At 60.4% G+C, this 17,928-nt stretch carries 11 protein-coding genes; 4 read left to right on the top strand and 7 right to left on the bottom strand.

Annotation, left to right across the window (positions count from 1 at the left end; translation table 11 throughout):
- Positions 1–112: 112 nt before the first annotated feature.
- A complete protein-coding gene (locus L0U79_RS02655) occupies positions 113–733 on the top strand; it encodes a class I SAM-dependent methyltransferase (protein ID WP_233840343.1) in 621 nt (206 codons plus the stop codon).
- Positions 734–1,317: 584 nt separating this feature from the next.
- Here L0U79_RS02655 and L0U79_RS02650 read toward each other — a convergent pair.
- The 6 genes from L0U79_RS02650 to L0U79_RS02625 all read right to left on the bottom strand — a co-directional run bounded on the left by L0U79_RS02650 (position 1,318) and on the right by L0U79_RS02625 (position 10,738).
- The gene (locus tag L0U79_RS02650; protein WP_233840342.1) at positions 1,318–3,495 is read right to left on the bottom strand and encodes a sensor domain-containing diguanylate cyclase; all 2,178 of its coding nucleotides are present in this window, start codon (positions 3,493–3,495) and stop codon (positions 1,318–1,320) included.
- 181 nt (positions 3,496–3,676) lie between these two features.
- Entirely contained in the window at positions 3,677–5,224 is a 1,548-nt protein-coding gene (locus L0U79_RS02645; RefSeq protein ID WP_233840341.1) for a CehA/McbA family metallohydrolase, read from the bottom strand.
- A gap of 141 nt (positions 5,225–5,365) precedes the next feature.
- Positions 5,366–8,167 (bottom strand): TonB-dependent receptor, encoded by a 2,802-nt coding sequence (locus L0U79_RS02640; protein WP_233840340.1) that lies wholly within the window; start codon positions 8,165–8,167, stop codon positions 5,366–5,368.
- A 128-nt stretch (positions 8,168–8,295) separates the two neighbouring features.
- Positions 8,296–9,432 carry a FecR domain-containing protein gene (locus L0U79_RS02635; protein WP_233840339.1) on the bottom strand — a complete coding sequence of 379 codons (1,137 nt, stop codon included), beginning with the start codon at positions 9,430–9,432 and terminating at the stop codon, positions 8,296–8,298.
- Positions 9,425–9,940 (bottom strand): RNA polymerase sigma factor, encoded by a 516-nt coding sequence (locus L0U79_RS02630; RefSeq protein WP_233840338.1) that lies wholly within the window; start codon positions 9,938–9,940, stop codon positions 9,425–9,427. The genes L0U79_RS02635 and L0U79_RS02630 overlap by 8 nt, the downstream gene beginning before the upstream one ends.
- Positions 9,941–10,096: 156 nt before the next feature.
- On the bottom strand, positions 10,097–10,738 hold the full coding sequence (locus tag L0U79_RS02625) for a TIGR02466 family protein (RefSeq protein WP_233840337.1): 642 nt from the start codon (positions 10,736–10,738) through the stop codon (positions 10,097–10,099).
- Positions 10,739–10,973: 235 nt separating this feature from the next.
- On the opposite strand from L0U79_RS02625, the gene L0U79_RS02620 reads away from it, so the two are divergent.
- The 3 genes from L0U79_RS02620 (at position 10,974) to L0U79_RS02610 (ending at position 15,697) form a co-directional block, all read left to right on the top strand.
- Positions 10,974–13,649, top strand: coding sequence for a glycoside hydrolase family 2 protein (locus L0U79_RS02620; RefSeq protein ID WP_255682354.1), 2,676 nt, complete (start codon positions 10,974–10,976; stop codon positions 13,647–13,649).
- A gap of 153 nt (positions 13,650–13,802) precedes the next feature.
- Positions 13,803–15,251, top strand: a complete 1,449-nt coding sequence (locus tag L0U79_RS02615; protein WP_233840336.1) for a glycoside hydrolase family 125 protein — start codon at positions 13,803–13,805, stop codon at positions 15,249–15,251.
- 194 nt (positions 15,252–15,445) lie between these two features.
- Entirely contained in the window at positions 15,446–15,697 is a 252-nt protein-coding gene (locus L0U79_RS02610; RefSeq protein WP_233840335.1) for a hypothetical protein, read from the top strand.
- A gap of 117 nt (positions 15,698–15,814) precedes the next feature.
- Here the strand turns inward: L0U79_RS02610 and L0U79_RS02605 are convergent, their stop codons facing one another.
- Complete coding sequence (locus L0U79_RS02605; protein WP_233840334.1) at positions 15,815–17,824, bottom strand: CocE/NonD family hydrolase; 2,010 nt, start codon at positions 17,822–17,824, stop codon at positions 15,815–15,817.
- Positions 17,825–17,928: the final 104 nt, after the last annotated feature.

Below are 17,928 nucleotides of genomic sequence, written 5' to 3'. Positions count from 1 at the left end.
GTCATCTGCGCCACGCATGCTTCAAGCGAACGTCGTCTGGCGCATTCCTCGGCGCGAGAGGACAATAACGGCGATACGCCAACCGAAAACCTGCCATTCGGGCGATAAAAACATGGCCGATATCCAGCATCACTGGGACGACGTTTATCAAAACAAGGCCGCCGACACGGTGAGCTGGTATCAGGCACGCCCTGATACATCGTTGATGTTTATCGCGGACAGCCGGCTTCCGCTGGATGCACCTTTGATCGATGTCGGCGGCGGCGCGTCCACGCTGGTCGATCATCTGCTCAATCAGGGTTACGCGGATATCACCGTGCTCGACATTTCCACGCACGCGCTGGCGCAAGCGCAAGCGCGTTTGGGCGCGCACGCGCAACAGGTGCGCTGGATCGTCAACGACGTGTCGCGCTTCGAACCCGCACGCACGTACGCACTATGGCACGATCGCGCCGTGTTTCATTTTCTGACGGACGACTTGGCGAGAGCGGCTTATGTAGCGGCGCTCCGTCGCAGCCTTGCGCCCGATGGTGTCGCGATTCTGGCGACCTTCGCCGCCGACGGCCCTACGCGTTGCAGCGGCCTGGATGTCGCACGCTACGACGCCGATGCGCTGTATGCGTGGTTCGCGGACGATTTCGAGCGTATGGCGATCGGCCGCGATGCGCACATGACGCCGTGGGGCGCGACGCAAGCGTTTACTTACTTGCGTATGCGACGCCGAGCAACATAGCGCCATGTCGCTCCCTCCCCTACTACACGTAGAGGAGGGAGAGGTCATCGCGCGTCCACACGACCCTGGCAAATGGATGGGTCCGCGACGCATAAAAAAGAGGGCGCCATATGCGCCCTCTTTCGGCTTCCTTGGTAAGACAACACAACCTTCGTTGCTCCCATAGGTCCTGCAGCCCACTTACATATCAACGATGTTGTCGTTCCCGCGCTTCATTGTCCTTACCAAGCCTTGCTACCCTCGCCGGCACCCGCTTCACTCTGTCCGAACCGGCCATCCAGCGCGCGATGGCCGGTTCACCCACCGGCTTTTTACTGTGCTCTCGATCTCGTGCTTTACGTGTACTTCGATGCGATACCTGTCCAGACTCTTCTCGACCGTTTCGGCGGTCGGAGTGGATCGTGCGCGCGTCGACGCCACGGCGCGGTGCACGACCGGTGAAAAACATCGCGATCTTGCTGAGCCCCAGATAAAGCGGCAGTGCAGCCGCTAGTCTGTGCGTTCGCTCGTCACAGCGCGTGCACACGCGCTGCATGCATGAGTTACGGAATTTGCGCTCGACCGCGCGATGCGGCCGTCAACGGCTAGGCAGTGACCTTTGCTTCTTCGCTGTCGCCCACGCCGCGAAGCAGTACGCGATAGGTATCCCTGCCCGCTTCCTTTGCCATGTACATCGCATCGTCGGCGAGCTTCATCATGGCGTCGGCCGATATTTCGTCTTTGCAGATCGCTGCGCCGATGCTCATTTTGACGTTGACGCTGGTATCGCCCACCTGCACCGTCATATGCAGCCGTTCCCACAACGAGTGGATGAAGGCTCGGGCTTGTTGCAAGTTGTCCATGTCGTCGCACAACACCACGAATTCATCGCCGCCGATGCGCGCGACCACTTCGCCCTCGCGCACCAACCGTTGCAGGCAGCGACCGACTTCCGACAACACCGCGTCGCCGATAGCGTGACCGTAGGTATCGTTGATCGACTTGAAATTGTCGATATCCGCCAGCGCCAACAGCACCGGCGTTTTGCGCCGCTGCGCTTGTTTGAGCGTGGCCGATACGCGTTCGCTGAAGAAGCGCCGGTTGGCCAGACCCGTCAGCGAATCCTGATGCGCCAGCCGCAGCAATTCGCGCTCGACATTCTTGATGTGCGTGATTTCGGTGGTGAGCACGTAGACGCCGCGAATCGCGCCGTCGGCGTCCCGATCCGGCACGTAGTGCGCCTGGAAATGCAGGAACTTGCCCTGATGCGGCGCTTCGTATTCGAACATCACCGATTCGCCCGCGTACGCGCGCGCCAGCGGGCCTTTCAGTCGCTCATACAACGCTTCGCCGCGCACTTCGCGCACCGTTTTGCCAATGATCTGCGCGGGCGTATCGTCGGAAACCTGTTCGACGAAGCGGTTGATATAGGTATAGCGCTGCGACATGTCCACGCGCGCGATCACGGCCGGAATATTGTCGGTAATCGTGCGCAGTTGCACCTGGCTTTCGAGCAGCGCCTGCTCGACGCGCACGCGCCGAGACACGTCGCGACCGGTGTAGATGATGTCCATCGTGCTGTCGTTGTCCGGGCTCTGCACCAGACGCGCGAACGCTTCGATCCACACGTACTGACCGTTTTTATGCTGCAGACGATAGGTGGACGTGATGGTGCCGCCCTCGCTGCGCAGCCTCGCCACATCGGCGGCGACGCGCTCGCGATCCTCGGGATGGATCAGATCGGGGCGCGGCTTGAGGAAATCCTCCACCTCCCAGCCGAGCAAATCCTTGATCGACGGCGACACATACATGCGATCGCCGTTGAAGCGGATGCGCATCACCAGATCGCCGGTGTGTTCGGCCAGCAGGCGATAGCGCAGCTCGCTCTCGCGCATGCGGTGTTGCAGGCGATCCTGCTCGGACAGCGCCAACGCGACCGGCAACGCGACAAAGCACGATACGCCGATAAACACCTGCGCCATCACCACGCGCAACGCTGGCGTAACGCCCGCAACGAGGTTGAACGGACCGATGTTCAACGTGGTGACGATGGTGATGACCAGGGCGATGATCGCCATACCGATCACCATGCCCACGAACCGATGGCGGAACACCAGCAGCAACAGCGGCGGGTAGATCATGAACGCCATCGGGATATGCGATTCCAGAAACACGCCCACGGTGATGGCGGTGAGCAGGAGCAGATCGCGTATCAGGATAAGGATCTTGCCTTTCTCCACGCGGCTCCATTGACGCGTGACCATCACCAGCGACGTGCTGCCGGCGATCACCATGCCCACGAAGTGCGCGCGGATCAGCGTATTGATGCGAATGCCCAGATCCGGCGACGACCACAAGTGCAGAATCGTCACCGTTACCGGCGCGCACACCGCGGCGGCGACCAATGCGCCGATCACACCCACGCGGGCGAGATCAAGAAACCGTGTCCGCTCGGTGATCTGCGGAAAGCGATGGCGAATATAGGCGCCGACCATCAGCGTTTCAGCGGCATTGCACAAACAGATCGCCACCGACGTCATCGCCGGATCGCCCAGATAGAGCTTGGCGGCCAGCGTGCCGATAAATCCGGCCAGCAGGAACGACCACGTCTGCGAAAGCGGCTTGCGTACCAGCCAACCGATCAAGGCGCCGTTGGACAGCCACAACGCGACCGGACTTTGGTTCGCGCGCGCCAAACCCAGGGCGTACACCGCCAGCCCGCCCGTCACGAGGACGGCGGCTAGCAGCGACCATAGGTTTTGCGGAAGGCGCCTGGCGAACACGAACGGAGGTCCTATACGGGAGGGCAAAGCCCACGTATTGGGACCGAAGCAAAACTCCTGCCAAACCGTGACAAGGGTTTAACAGTGCGTCGTGAGGGGCGCTAGAGGGCCCTAGGCCTACGCGCGATGCGTCAGATGTGCGCCTGACGGGTCAGCCGCACGGGGGGCGTTTCGGCCGGGGTTACCCGTTTGAGGCGGATATGTCGGCGTTGATGTAGATCGGATTGCCCACCAGCAACAGCTCCCCATTGGCGCCGCGCACATTGGCGCGTATCCAGTGGCGTTTGTCGTCGCTGGGCCAATCGAACGACTGGTTCAGCGAACCATGCACGACCGGCTCGATCTTCGGCTGCCACGTCTTGCCGTCCAGCAGGATTTCGACGCGAGAGTCCTGCGGCGCCGTGGCAGTTACGGTAAAGCGGACGCTTTCGCCGGCGTTGGCGGTTATCGCATCGCCCATTTCGGCCGTTTGATGTCCGACTTGCGCGGTGAGATTAAGCAGTCGATCGCGCGTGCCTTGCGTGTCGATAAACACATGCCCCGCGCGAATGCCGGCAAGAATCGCCGGCATCGACAGTTCATTTGCGTGCACTACCGTAGTAGGCGTGCCGATCAAACCGCCGCCGGGCAGCGTAAGGGACTGCTTGGCGTTGTGATTGTCGCTACCGCCGACCGCGGTGAGGCGATAACCCTGATCGAGCAGATGCTGCCAGAACGGAATGCCCGAATCGGGGAGCATCGCATCCATGCCGTTTACCGCTTCGATCGCTTGCACGAGATGCCAATCGACCGGTTGCGCCGGTTTCGAACCGCAGCCCATGCAGGTTTCGTCGTCGGGACGAACGGGATGATTGATGGATATCAAGCCGTGCAACGTGGCGACGTTCTGCAATAGCGCATTCCAGCTTGGGACATCTGCGCTGCCAACACGAAAATCCACCGGATCGTCGGTGCCGAACAGATTCGCGTGCCCCGTAAACGTGGTGATCTCGCGCGCCGGTATGAGCAGCAGGCGATCGAAGTACGGCTGCAATTCGCGCATGTCGTTCATTTGCGAAACGGTGTTGTGATCGCTCAACGCGATGAAATCGAGCCCGCGTTGCACCGCTGCGTCGACGGTGAGGAACAACGGACACGGCACGCGCTGAGCGCCGCTTTGGTTCTCGCAACTGCCGTCGCTATGCGCGCCGTGCATATGCAGATCGCCGCGATACCACGCCGCGCCTTGCCGCAACGGCGGATTCAACACCTCGGGCAACCAGGCGGGATCGCCTGGATGCCCAAACCAGACTTTTGCGGTGTAAGTGGCGCTGACCGCGGGTCGGATATTGGGAATGCCAAGCAACAACGCCCAGCGCCCGGCGCGAATCGGCCCGGGTAGAAACGACGGCGTCGCGTCGGTGGCGCTGATCGTGAAAAGTTTTTTGCTGCCGCCGGTCCATCCGCGAAAGCCGTCTTGTCCGTGAAAACCGTCCGGACCGAGGATGCCCAGATCGATGGTGGTGCGCTGATCGCGTCCGTCGTACTCGAATTGCACGGTGATGCGCGTGACGTTCGCCGGCACCGTAAACGGTACGGTGCGGTAGGTTTGGTTGTCGTTGCCGTGGATCTCGCCCTTCAGCACCAGATCGGGCGCGTTGTCGCTCGCATGCACGAAGGCAGCGAGGCATAACAGCAGAACCATCAAGGCCAAAAGGGGAATCGTGCTGACTGGAAGCGATGCTTTCATGGCGATGAACTCACGCGCCCTTTTGAGGGCAGCGTTGCGGTAATAAGTCGACCTTGCCGTGCGAATACGTAAGCCGAGTGCTCGGGAAAGCGCGGCCATCCCTGGCCAAAACACCTCCTGGGGAGACAACTGATTCGTCGGTCAAAACCGATACATCACCGACGCGCGGAACGAACGACCCAGCAATGGACGCGCGATAAACACCGTCGCGCCGGCATCGCTGCTCTTCAATTCGCCCGAACGCGGATTGCCTTCGGTCAGACCCAGCGAGTTGTTGAGATTGTCCGCATACAGGAACAACGAAAGATCCGGCGTCACTTGATAGCGCGCGCTGAAGTTGATGGTGTGGTACTGCGGCAATTCGACCGAGTTGGCGGTGTCGGAATAACGCTTGCCTTCGTATTCGTAACTCATCTGCAATCGCAGCTTGTTGTCGAGCAAGTTAAAGCCCGGCACGATGCGCAGACTCTTTCTCGGCACGCGTATCAGCTGGTTGTCGTCGTAGTCGAGCAGCACCGGCTCGCCCGCCGTGATGGTGGTGTAGCGCAGGCCTTTGTAGCGTGGATCTTGCAGCGTGGCGCTGTATTGCACGTCGAACAGTTTGGACGGAAAGATCGTGCCTTCCAGTTCCAAACCGTAGGTTTCGGTGTCTGCGTAACCCGTTTCCGCGGTCGATGCGCCGGTGTTGGGATTGAACACGTAGTTGCTGAAACCGACGTTGTTGTATCGCGTGTAAAACAACGTCTCGTACGCTTCGATGTAGCGATTGGCGAACTTATAGCCAATTTCCGGCAGGATCATCGTCTGCGTTACCGGCACGGCGGTCGGCGAGGTGATGTACGTGCTCAGGTTCGGCAGGCGGAAGGTGGAGGTATAGCGCGCGAACACGCCTTGGTGATCGGTGAACTGATAATTCGCGCCGAGCGTCCAGCCCAGTTTGTGGAAGGCGTGATCGTAGCTGGCGTACTGCCCGTTGCCGGTAAGGATGCCCGAGCTCCACGGCGTACCCAGATTCGCCGTGGTGGACAATTCGGTCCAACCGCGCGTTTCCACGCGTTCCCAACGCGCGCCGCCGTCGATGCGCAGTTTGTCGGTCGCCTGCCATTCGTCGGAGAAGTAGAACGCATCGGTGTCGGACGTACCGTGCGCATGCGCCCACTCGTAACCGTTGTTGTAGATGCCGTCATCGGTGAGCGCGCCGATCGGCTGACCGGCTGCGTTTACCGCTTCAAGGTTCAGCAACTTGGCGTTGTTTTCCGTATCCAACAGCACGGTGGACGAGAAGCGGTCGAAGCTTTGATTGAAGTGCGCGTGGTAATAGCCCAGCGTCACGTCGTGTGTCTGATCGCCGAATTCGAACTTGCGCATCAGGCGCGTGTTCGACGTCAGTTCGTCCATCGGCATCGTGATGCCGCGCAGGCCGCCGAGTATCACCAGACCGTTGCCGTTCTGGCTGGTGTTGTTGAACGCCGCGCCCGAATCCGCGTAGTACAACTGCATGCCGGCGGCGCCCGGGTAGTACTGCTTCAGTCGCGACGCCGCGGATGCGTAAAACGCCGATGACGTTTCGATCGCATTCGGATACACACCGTTGCGTTGCGTATTGGTGTCGCTATAACGCAGGTCTTCCGCCAGCTTCCAGTCGTCCCACAGGTTGTAGTCGAACTTCACCGTGAGCTGCGTGCGCTGCACATCCGTGCCGAGCGAGTTGTCGAAGTTGTAGTAGCTGCCGTTGCCCTGCTGCAGCTGCATATGCTCGGTTTCGGGACCGGCCACGGTGCCGTAGTTGCCGTTGAAACCGGGCACGGACACCAGATCGCCGCTGGTGTTGCGGTACATCGGGATGCCCAGATCGAAATACACGCGATCGTCCAGTCGCTTCACATCGATGCTGACATCGCCGTTATCGAATTGCTTGGACAAGGTGGCGCGCAATTGCCCGCCGTTGTCGCCGTTGTAACCGGGATCGCGAATATTGTGATCGACGCGAAAGAAGCCACCAGTACTGAATTTCCAGCCGTCGCCGAGCGGCGCGCCGAACCAGAAATCCATGCGGCCGAGGCCGTAATTGCCGGCGGTGTACTTGATCAAACCTTCAGCCGAATCGCCGACCTGACGCGGAATAAAGTTGATCGCGCCGGCCGGCGCGTTGGAATAGAAGATCGACGACGGACCGCCGCGCACCACTTCCACGCGATCGATCGTTTCGTCCAGACGAAACGCCTGGTCGGCATTCAAATAACCCAGCGCCGGATCGTGCTGCACCGGAATGCCGTCTTCCAGCAGTTGCACCGAACCGAAACCGTCGACCGGAATACCGCGCGCACGAATATTGCCGCTGGCTTCGCCGCCGGACGATTCCACCCAGAAGCCCGGCACGGATTTCACCGCTTCGGTCACGCTGGTGGGATTCTGCATGCGCAGACGGTCTTCATCGATGGTGGTGATCGAGTAGCTCGTTTGCGCGCGCGTGCGCACATCCACACCGGAGCGCGCCGTGACCACGACGCTGTCGAGATCTTTGATGCTTTTGCTGGACGGCGTGTTGGCGTTGCTTTGTGGATCGGAACCTGCGCTACCGGCCGTCGCTACCGCAGCGGAGGCCGGATTGCCCGCATTGGTTGCCACGTTTCCCGGGACGATCGTCACCGTGTTCGGCGTTACGAAACGATACGTTAGACCCGTGCCCGTCAACAGCTGACGCAACTGCTGCTCCGGCGGCAAACCCGCGTCGGCGCCGGGGCTACGAATGCTGTCGGGAATGTCGGAACCGTAAACGATCTGCAGCCCGGCTTCATGCGAGAAATTTTCCAACGCCTTGGCGAGCGGCATCGGTGCGATGGCCAGGGTGTGCGGCGCGGGCGCGGGAGCTTGTGCGAACGCCGTCAACGGCGCGGTGGTGCCAAGAACAAGGGCGATATGAAGAGCTAAGCGATTACGCATGGTGGAGGCGACCTTGAGAGGGTTGTCGTGCCGCAGGCGATCGGCGCATCGCGCGTTTCTCGCCTGCCTATACCTTTCAAGAGTCCCCCGCAGCGCAATCGGGTACCGCTAGTTCGGTGAATTTTTTCTTACAAGTGCCCGGATTTGGTTTCGGTTTGATGCAAAGCCGCCACCACGCGGATGCGATCGGCGTCGTCGATGATGCGCACATCCGGCAAAGTCGACAGATACGCGACGAACGCTTGCGGATTGTTCGCATGGAACACGCCGCTGATGCGTTGATCGGCGAGGTGTTCGTTTTCGATCACCAGCGGCTTGCTGGTATACGCGTTGAAACGGCGCGCCACATCGCCGATGGTTTCGTGCTGGAAGCGAATCTCGGCCGGCAGCCATGCGGTGGTCTGCGCAATTTGCGCAGGGCGCACGTCGCTGGCGCTCGCCGTATCCAACTGAATCTGTTGTCCGGCCGTAAGATCGGCGACCGCAGGGCTGCCGAGCGACGCGGGGTCCCAGGTTTTGGTCGACGCCTTCGGTACGTTTAAGACACGCACGCGACCGCTGATCACGGTGAGCGTATCGCCGCTGGCATCGCGTCGTACGTCGAAAACCGTGCCGATGTCTTGCAGCATATGACCGCCGACGTTTACCAGCATCGGCCGCGCCGCGTCCTTGCCGACGTCGAACAGGGCATGGCCGCGCACGACTTCGATGCGGCGATAGTGTTCGTCGAAATGCACGTCGATGGCGCTGTTGCGATCCAGTTGAACCAGGGTGCCGTCGACGAGTTTCAACGAATGCACGGTGTTGGTGTCGTCGCTATAACTCTGTGCAAAGCGCAAATCGGCGGGCGCGTGCAATGGGCGCCATTGCGTTACACCCAACCACACGACGGCGACGGCGGCCACGGCGGCGAGCATGCCGGCGAGCGCGCGTCGCGTGCGGGCGCCGCGCGCAACCGGCGCGTGCTGCGGAGGCATCACATTGCCCACCAGTGGAAACAGCACGACGGGGTTTTCGCGCACCGCGTTATCGACCAGTTCCGTCGCCGTAAGCTTTTCGAGCGCGGCGGCGGCTTTCATATCGCCGTGCATGCGCACGATGGCGAAATATTCGGCCACATGCAGGGGCGAGGCGCGCAGCCATGCCAAAAACGCCAAGCGCTGGCGTTCGCTGAGCGGTTCCTGGTTCTCGATGTACCAGGTCACCGCCTGTTCGGTGACGCGTCGCGCCTGCCGCGCCGCGTCGAAGGGGGTTGATTCACTCATACTCGGCCATCCTCTGCCGGCACGCCGCTAGGCCTTTCACAATGTACTTCTTCACCATGTTTGTCGAGATGGACATGCGTTCGGCGATTTCGCGGTACGACATGTCGTCGCGGTAATGCATGATCAGCACGGCTTTGCATTTGGGCGAAAGACGGTCGATCAGCGCGCCCAGATGCTGGCGGCGCGCCTCGCTGTCCATCTCCGCTTCCAGATTGGTGGGCGCCACCAGCTGCTCCACGACCTGATCCAGCTCATCGCTGCCCAACGGCTGCTGCTGGCGGAGCACCGCGTGCTCCTTCACCAGGTTGGCGGCCACCGTAAACAGATACGCCTCGGGGCTGCGGATATTGGCTACGTCCGCCGGCTCGATGCGCAACAGGCGCACGTACACTTCCTGCACGAGATCTTGCGCGTCCCAGCGATGCGCCACACGCCGCAAAAAATAATTGCTTAGCGTCGCGCTTTTTTCCGCGAACAGCGCAGACCATGTCGCATGCTTTTCGCGCACCGAGCCTCCCTCGACCGTGTCAGCCGGAGCAGGCTACGGTTCCCAGAAAGGTCCAGAGCCTATGGCTCGGCGGTGACGTTTTCGTGAAAACGCGCCGTAAATCGTTGCACCCTCTCGCGTCCGTACGAAGCCGCATGGACGTCGTTCATCGCGAACTTACGTGCGCAGCGCATTGAATGGAATACAGATTCGCGGCGCATCGTTGTCGTGCGGCTCGACGAAATGTTCCAGCCAATGCGGAAACAACACCAGCAGTCCCGCTGACGGGCGCAGCTGGATGTCCTTATATGCATTCGCGCCGTTGCCCTTGGCATAGGAGTTGTGCACGCCGGGGCGCGGGTCCTTGAACACCAGCGCGCCGGAGCCTTCTGGCGCTTGCAGATAGAACGTGCCGCACAGCAGCGCGCCTTCATGCATATGCTGGAAATTGAAGCCGCTGCGATCGTGGATATTCACCCACGACTGGACCTCGAACGCAGGCTCGCCCACGCCCGTTTCCGCGAACGCCTGCATGCAGTAATGCCTTATATCGCGATGCAAGCCGGCGAAGATCGGCTGCTGCAGCACCGCGTTGTCCACGCTGTTCCAGCCGCCGCGATTGGTGCGCCCCGCCGGCTCCGGCGCCGCGGCGCGCATCGCGAGGATGGCCCGCGTCCACGTGGCGAATTGCGGAGACAAATGGCTGAGCGAGATCTGCCAGATACGCGTGGGGAACAACTCGAAAGGCCGCGCGGGAGGTCGATCTGTTTGCGAAGGCGCTGCGCTATCGCCCATCGTCACGCTGTAATTCCAATTCATCGGTGGTGCCGGATGCGTTCGAAGGACATCCGTATACACCATCCAGATGGCCGCCGATGGTTCGCGCGTTGCCCTTCACTGCGACCGGATCGAGCTAGCGCGCTATTGCGCTGCGGCATGCGCAGACCTCTAGCCAACTGGTAGGGTGGACTGATATAGATCGATTGAAATAGGGGATCTGCTGCAATTTTCAGCAGTACGATCGGGCCTCATCCTCTTATCGAAAGCGCGCACCATGCTTGAACGAATCCGCCTGTCCAACACCGGCGCCACCCGGCATCTGTCGAAAATCGCCATCGCCTCGCTGCTGTTGCTGCCGCTCGCCACCTATCAGGTGTCGGCGCAAACCGTACAAACCTTGGATGGCGGCTGGCGCTTCCGCCTGATGCAAGGCGACGCGCAAAGCAAGGCGCATCACGATGCCGCCACATGGCACACCGCGGCGGTGCCGGGCACGGTGCAGACGGATTTGATGGGGGCCAAGTTGCTGCCCGATCCGTACTACCGCGACAACGAAGCGCGCGTGCAGTGGGTGGGCCTTGCCGATTGGCAATACGAAACCACGTTTACGGTGAACAAGGCCACGCTGGCGCGCGATCACGTCGATTTGGTATTCGACGGCTTGGATACGTTTGCCGACGTCTATCTCAACGGCAAGAAATTGGTCTCCGCGGACAATATGTTCCGCGCCTGGCGCGTACCGGTGAAGTCCGCCTTGCACGCGGGCAACAACACGCTGGAAGTGCATTTGTATTCGCCGATCAAACGTTTGCTGCCGTGGCTGCTCAAGCAACCGTACGCGTTGCCGGGCGAATTCGATTCTGCCTTCGGCGACGAACCCAAGGGCAAACAAACAGCCAACTATGTGCGCAAGGCGGCCTACCAGTACGGCTGGGATTGGGGCCCGCGCATCGTCACCGAAGGCATCTGGCAGCCGGTGCATCTGGATAGCTGGAACGCGTTGCGCGTCGACGATTTCCATATCGAGCAGAAAACCGTCAGCGCCGAATCGGCTCAAGTCGCCGCGCAATTCGACATCGATGCCGACGCAAGCAAGCCGCTGCATGTAAGCGTGGATGCGATCGGTCCGGATGGCCAGACGGCGGCGCATGTCGAGCAGGACGTGACTGTCGACCCCGGTACCAATGCGATCAGCCTGCCGTTGCGTATCGCGCATCCCAAGCGCTGGTATCCCGCCGGTTACGGCGCGCAGGACATGTATACGTTCAAGGCCAGCATCCGCGATGCCAACGGCGAGCTATATAGCGCACAGCACGCCACTGGCTTGCGCACTATCGAATTGCGCCGCGAGAAAGATGCCTGGGGCCAGAGTTTCGGATTCGTCGTCAACGGCATTCCGGTGTTCGGCAAAGGCGCCGACATGATTCCGTTCGACAGCTTCCCCACCCGCGCCACCGATGCGCAGATGGAACGCGTGCTGCAATCGGCACGCGACGCCAACATGAATATGGTGCGCATCTGGGGCGGCGGCTATTACATGCCCGACCGCTTCTACGAACTCACCGATCGTCTCGGCCTGCTGGTGTGGCAAGACTTTATGTTCGGTGGCGCGATTCCACCGCGCGATCAGGCCTTTGTAGACAACACGCGCGAAGAAGCCATCGAGCAGGTGAAGCGTCTGCGCGACCATCCCAGCATCGCCTTGTGGTGCGGCAACAACGAAGTACAAACCGGCTGGGATTCGTGGTCCGATCGCGTGGCGCTCAAAAAGGCGATTTCGCCCGAGGAACGCGAACGCATCGTGATCGGCATGGTGAATCTTTTCAGCAATACGCTGCGTAATGTGGTGACGCAGTACGACAACACCGTGCCGTATTGGTCGAGCACGCCGAGCACCGATTACGAGGGCGACGCGAACGTACTGGACGCGGGCGACTATCACTACTGGAACGTGTGGTCGGGCGAAGCGAAGCCTGTCACCGAATACCTGAATATCACGCCGCGCTTCCAGTCGGAGTACGGACTGCAGTCGTTCCCGGACATGCGCACCATTCGCGCGTTTGCGCAGACCGGCGACATGCAGCCGGAATCGACGGTGATGCGCGCGCATCAGAAGTTCGACAGCGGCAACGGCAACAAGCGCCTGATGTTGTACATCACGCGCAGCTACGGCGATCCCAAGGATTTCCCGTCGTTCGTCTATTTGAGTCAGGTGATGCAGGCCGAAGGCATCCAGCTGGCTGCCGAGCATTTGCGTGCGTCGCGTCCGCAATCGATGGGCTCGATGTATTGGCAGCTCAACGACGTATGGCCAGGCGCCTCGTGGGCCAGCATCGATTATTTCGGCCGGTGGAAAGCGCTGCAGTACCACGCGCGCCGCTTCTACGCGCCGTTGATGATTGCGGCCTTGCGCAACAACGGTACGACGACGGTGTCGCTGGTGTCCGATCTCACCGCGCCCAAGCCGCTTTCGTGGCGCATGCGCGTGATGGATTTCGCCGGCCATGTGCTGCATGAAGACACCCAGGCCGCCACGGTTGCCGCGCTGGCGAGCACCAAGGCGGGAAGCTACACGGACGCCGATCTGCTGAAAGGCGCCGATCCCCATGCCACGTTTGTGGTGTTCCAATTGATGGATGGCGATCAGGTCGTGTCGCAGAATCTCGTGTACTTCGACGAAGCCAAAGCGCTCGCGTTGCCGCTGCCGCAAATTCGCACCACGATCGATGCGGGTACTGACGGGTACACGTTGACGTTGAGCACCGACAAACTCGCGCGCAACGTGTGGATCTCGTTCGGCGATCTCGATGCGGATGTTTCGGACAACGCGTTCGATTTGTTGCCGGGCCAGAGTAAGACGGTGACGGTGCATAGCAAGCTTGCGTTGGAGAAGTTGAAGCAGGCTTTACAAGTTCAGGATCTGGCAGGCGTGATGCACAAGTCGCCGTAAATTTTCGCTCGTCATTCCGGCGAAAGCCGGAATCCAGTTCAAATATGGGTCCGAAGGACACCAATTAAGTTTTGAGTGCTTCGCACAACGTATTGAAACTGGATTCCGGCCTTCGCCGGAATGACGGCGTTACTAAAGAAGAGGATTTGCTTGATGTCGACACGCCGCGATTTTCTAAAACTGATGGGCGCCGCCGCCGCAACCGGCGTCGCCGGCTTGGCGATATCGGGACCGGCTTTCAGTCAGTCGTCGACAACGTATGTCAGCAAGCGCCCGCCACTCGCTAAACGCAAATTTGTAAGCCAAGCCGTAGAGCGCCAGCTCGCCACGGTCAAAGCATCCATCGCCGATCCCAAACTCGCGTGGATGTTCGAGAACTGCTATCCGAACACGCTCGATACGACGGTGGAGCTTGGCACGCTCGATGGCAAGGCCGATACGTTTGTGATCACCGGCGATATCGATGCGATGTGGCTGCGCGATTCGTCGGCGCAGGTGGTGCCGTATATTCCGCTCGCGAAAGGCGATAAGTCGCTGCAGCGGCTCTTTCGCGGCTTGATTCGTCGGCAGGCGCGCTGCATCCGCATCGACCCTTATGCAAACGCGTTTCTGCCCGATCCGCACGCGGCGCCGCTCGATTGGGCGCGCCACGATCACACGGATATGAAACCGGGCGTCGGCGAGCGCAAATGGGAAATCGATTCGCTGTGTTACCCCATTCGATTGGCGCATAGCTATTGGCAGGCGACCGGCGATACGGAACCGTTCGACGACGACTGGCGCCAATCCATGCATCTCGTGCTCAAAACCTTTCGCGAGCAGCAGCGCAAAGGCGGCCCCGGTCCGTATCATTTCCAACGCTTGTCCGTCGTTCCGACCGAATCCTTGATGTTGGACGGTTACGGCAATCCGACGCGCCCCAACGGCATGATCCATTCGATGTTCCGCCCGTCGGACGATGCGTGCCTGTATCCGCTGTCTATTCCTTCCAATCTGTTTGCGGTATTGGCGCTGCGGCAGCTCGCGACGATGAGCCGCGCGATTCATCACGACACGGCGTTCGCTGACGATTGCATCGCGCTGGCGGATGAAGTGGAGCGCGCCACGCAAAAAGACGGCCGCATGCACGATGCGGAAGGCCGTGAATTTTGGGCCTACGAAATCGACGGATTCGGCAACCAGCTGTTTATGGACGACACCAACGTGCCGAGTCTGCTGGCTCTGCCGTATCTCGGTTGCTGCGATCGCAACGATTCGGTTTATCGCCGCACGCGCGATTATGTGTGGAGCACGCGCAACCCGTATTTCTTCCGCGGCAAAGCCGCCGAAGGCATCGGCGGACCGCACGAAGGTCTGCGCATGATCTGGCCGATGTCGATCATGATGTACGCGCAAACCAGCAACGACGTTGCGCAGATTCGTCAATGCTTGACCTGGTTGCGCGACACCGACGCGGGCGCGGGCTTTATGCACGAATCGTTCGACCAAGACGATCCTTCGCATTTCACGCGGTCCTGGTTTGCGTGGGCGAATACGCTGTTCGGCGAACTGATTATCGACGTGCAGCGTCAGTATCCCGCGCTGCTACGTGGTGGCCGATAAGCCGTCTAAACGACGTTGTTGCTGTACCAAAATCTTTCACCGGACTGACGGTATAGAACAGCGCGCTGAACGCATTTCACGTTTTCGCGTTGCGTATTCGATCCGTTCATCGCAAGCGCATTGCGTTGTGCCACTGTGAGCTCCCCGTGCCACCCGCCGAGCTGTGGCGCCTATCCACGTGCAGGAGTTCTGTCATGCGTAAACTCATTCCAGTCGCACTCGTTGCGTCGCTTTTTGCCATGCCGCTGATGGCCGCTCCGCAGTCGCATGGTCACGGTGGTGGCGGTATGTCGTCGATGAATCACGATGCGCACGGCGACGCCGTGTCCGCTGAAGCGAAATCCGCCAAAGCCGCCGGCGGCAAAGTGGGGCCGTCCGTGCGTAGCGTTTCGCGCGACAAATCGCACGGCAAAGGTCTCAGCAAAACCAACGGCAAAGGCCACTAAGTTTGCTTCGCGTCATCGAACGCGATAATCCGAGTCCGCGTTCGTTGACTGGGCCGCACGAGCATCAGCGTGCTCGTGCGGTCTTTTCATATCCATCGTTGCGATAGACGATTCGACTCAGTCGGACTTGCCAGATTTGTCATCCGCAACCGTATCGCTATTCGGCACCACCGTAATGGTGATCTTGGACGGATGTTGGCTGTCGTGGTGAATCGCGTTATGCGCGATCACGCCATGATCTTCGTCGACGTTGTTGCCGCCGGTGTTGAGGTTGCGATCGAAGCGCGGGAAGTTGCTGCTGGAAACATCCACGCGCAGCTTGTGCCCGGCTTTGAAGTAGTAGCTGGTATCGATCGGCTGGAAGGTAACTTTGTACGTCTGCCCGGGCGACATCCACGCCAGCGGCTTGTCGTAGCCGTTGCGGTAACGCATACGCTGAATGTTTTCGGTGATGTTGAACGCCCGACCGTCGGGATACACGTCGATAATCTTGAAGGTGAAGTCGGTGTCCTTGGCGCTCGACGACACGTACAGCGTCACGGTGATCGGTCCGCTCACTTCGGTGCCTTGCTTGAAGGGTTCTGAGTCGTAGACCAGGATGTCGTTGCGCGTTTCCTGCGGACGCTGATCGTAAGAGCCGAATTTCACCGCCGTGCCCTGGCAACAACCGCCGCCGCCAAATGTCGGCACCGGATTGGCTGGGTCGTAGACGAACTGATCGGGATGATCCACATCCGGCGCGGCAGCGACGAGCTTGCCGTTGCCGTAGAGCGTATTGGCCTGCCCTTCGCTCGTGAAATACAGATCCTGCGTCGTCGCGCCAGCAGGCGGCCAAGTCTCGGCATTCTTCCAACGATTGGCGCCCATCAGGTAGTACATCACCTTCGGTTGCTTATCGAGCACGGGGCTGTCTTCGCCCTTGAGGAAGTGATCGAACCAACCGAAGACGAGGTCGTTGTAGCGGAAGCGCGCATCGCCCATGTCGAGATCGCCGACCATGGTGTGCTCGGTGGCGCGCGTGTAACCGCAATGCAGCACCGGCGCGATGATCGCGTATTGCTGATCGGCGACGGCTTTGGACGCCGTGCGGCGCACTTCGTTATACGCGGCGAGATTGGGCGACACGGACACGTCGAACCAGCTCATAAACCACAAGCCGGGCTTGTTGATCTTCATGTTCTCGTGCCACAGACCGCCCTTGTACCAAGCGGGATCGTTCGGCGCGCGCGCAATCATGTCGCCGCCGGTCGCCACCGGCATATGCGTTTCGAAAATGCCCGGCGGTCCGCCCACGGCCTTGATCATGTCTTTCTCGGGCAAATGCCAGAACGCCTTGTCCCAGTCGACCGTCGGCATCTGCGGCGCCAGATCGAAGAAATGCGAGGCGTTGATCAATTCTTCTTGCGTGGTGTTCGACGGGAACATTGGCCGCACCTGGTTCTGGATGCCGTAGTCGTAGATCCAGGAAATAAACAGCATCTGCACCGCGCCGCCGCGATACCAGTTGCCTTGCTCGTAGTACGGGCCGACATGACCGACGCCAGCGCCGAAACCTTGCACATTGAAGGTCGCGAGCGACGGATCGTTCTGCGCCACCACAGCCATTTGCCATTCCGCCGTCGATGAACAACCGGTGGTGCCGACTTTGCCGTTGGACCACGGCTGCGAGGACATCCATTTCAACTCATCGGTACCGTCGCTTAGCGGCATGCCGAGAATGTCGTAGTTGCCTTGCGAGAAGAAATGCCCGCGCTCCTGCACTTCGACATACGCGTAACCGTGCTTGACCGCATCGAGCTCGCGCGTCATATCGCGCGGCGCGCCCAGCTTCACGTCCCAGAAATTGAAGTTGTACGGCGTGCGCGAAAAGATGATCGGCACCTTGTCGCTGCCTTTGGGACGATAGATGTCGGCCGCCATCAATTTGCCGTCGCGCATCTTGATCATCACCTTGCGGTCGATGATCGCGACTTTTTCGAGTTCCGCCTCGGTGGCGTTGCGCTTGGCGATCATTTCCGCCTGCGGATCGAGTCGTTGCTGCGCGGCGACGGGTTGCGCGGCGATCAGCGACAGTCCAAACGAAGCCAACGCTCCGGCGAAGGCGGTAGCCATGTGAGTACGGCGCATGTTGTATCCCCTACGAGTCGTTCCCCGAGTGTCCGCCAGACGACAGCTTCGAGAAACCATGACTAAGGGCATAGAGCCGCCGAATGTTCGGCGACTTGGCATCA

Source organism: Dyella sp. 2HG41-7 (assembly GCF_021390675.1).
Classification (GTDB): Bacteria; Pseudomonadota; Gammaproteobacteria; order Xanthomonadales; family Rhodanobacteraceae; genus Dyella_B.
This window is presented reverse-complemented; position numbering and strand designations above follow the sequence as displayed.

What these genes read in the sequence shown, in the direction of transcription:
- L0U79_RS02655 (WP_233840343.1), top strand. Translation starts at nt 113, where the DNA reads ATGGCCGATATCCAGCATCACTGGGACGACGTTTATCAAAACAAGGCC.
- L0U79_RS02645 (WP_233840341.1), bottom strand. Translation starts at nt 5,224, where the DNA reads ATGAAAGCATCGCTTCCAGTCAGCACGATTCCCCTTTTGGCCTTGATG.
- L0U79_RS02640 (WP_233840340.1), bottom strand. Translation starts at nt 8,167, where the DNA reads ATGCGTAATCGCTTAGCTCTTCATATCGCCCTTGTTCTTGGCACCACC.
- L0U79_RS02635 (WP_233840339.1), bottom strand. Translation starts at nt 9,432, where the DNA reads ATGAGTGAATCAACCCCCTTCGACGCGGCGCGGCAGGCGCGACGCGTC.
- L0U79_RS02625 (WP_233840337.1), bottom strand. Translation starts at nt 10,738, where the DNA reads ATGAATTGGAATTACAGCGTGACGATGGGCGATAGCGCAGCGCCTTCG.
- L0U79_RS02620 (WP_255682354.1), top strand. Translation starts at nt 10,974, where the DNA reads ATGCTTGAACGAATCCGCCTGTCCAACACCGGCGCCACCCGGCATCTG.
- L0U79_RS02615 (WP_233840336.1), top strand. Translation starts at nt 13,803, where the DNA reads ATGTCGACACGCCGCGATTTTCTAAAACTGATGGGCGCCGCCGCCGCA.
- L0U79_RS02610 (WP_233840335.1), top strand. Translation starts at nt 15,446, where the DNA reads ATGCGTAAACTCATTCCAGTCGCACTCGTTGCGTCGCTTTTTGCCATG.
- L0U79_RS02605 (WP_233840334.1), bottom strand. Translation starts at nt 17,824, where the DNA reads ATGCGCCGTACTCACATGGCTACCGCCTTCGCCGGAGCGTTGGCTTCG.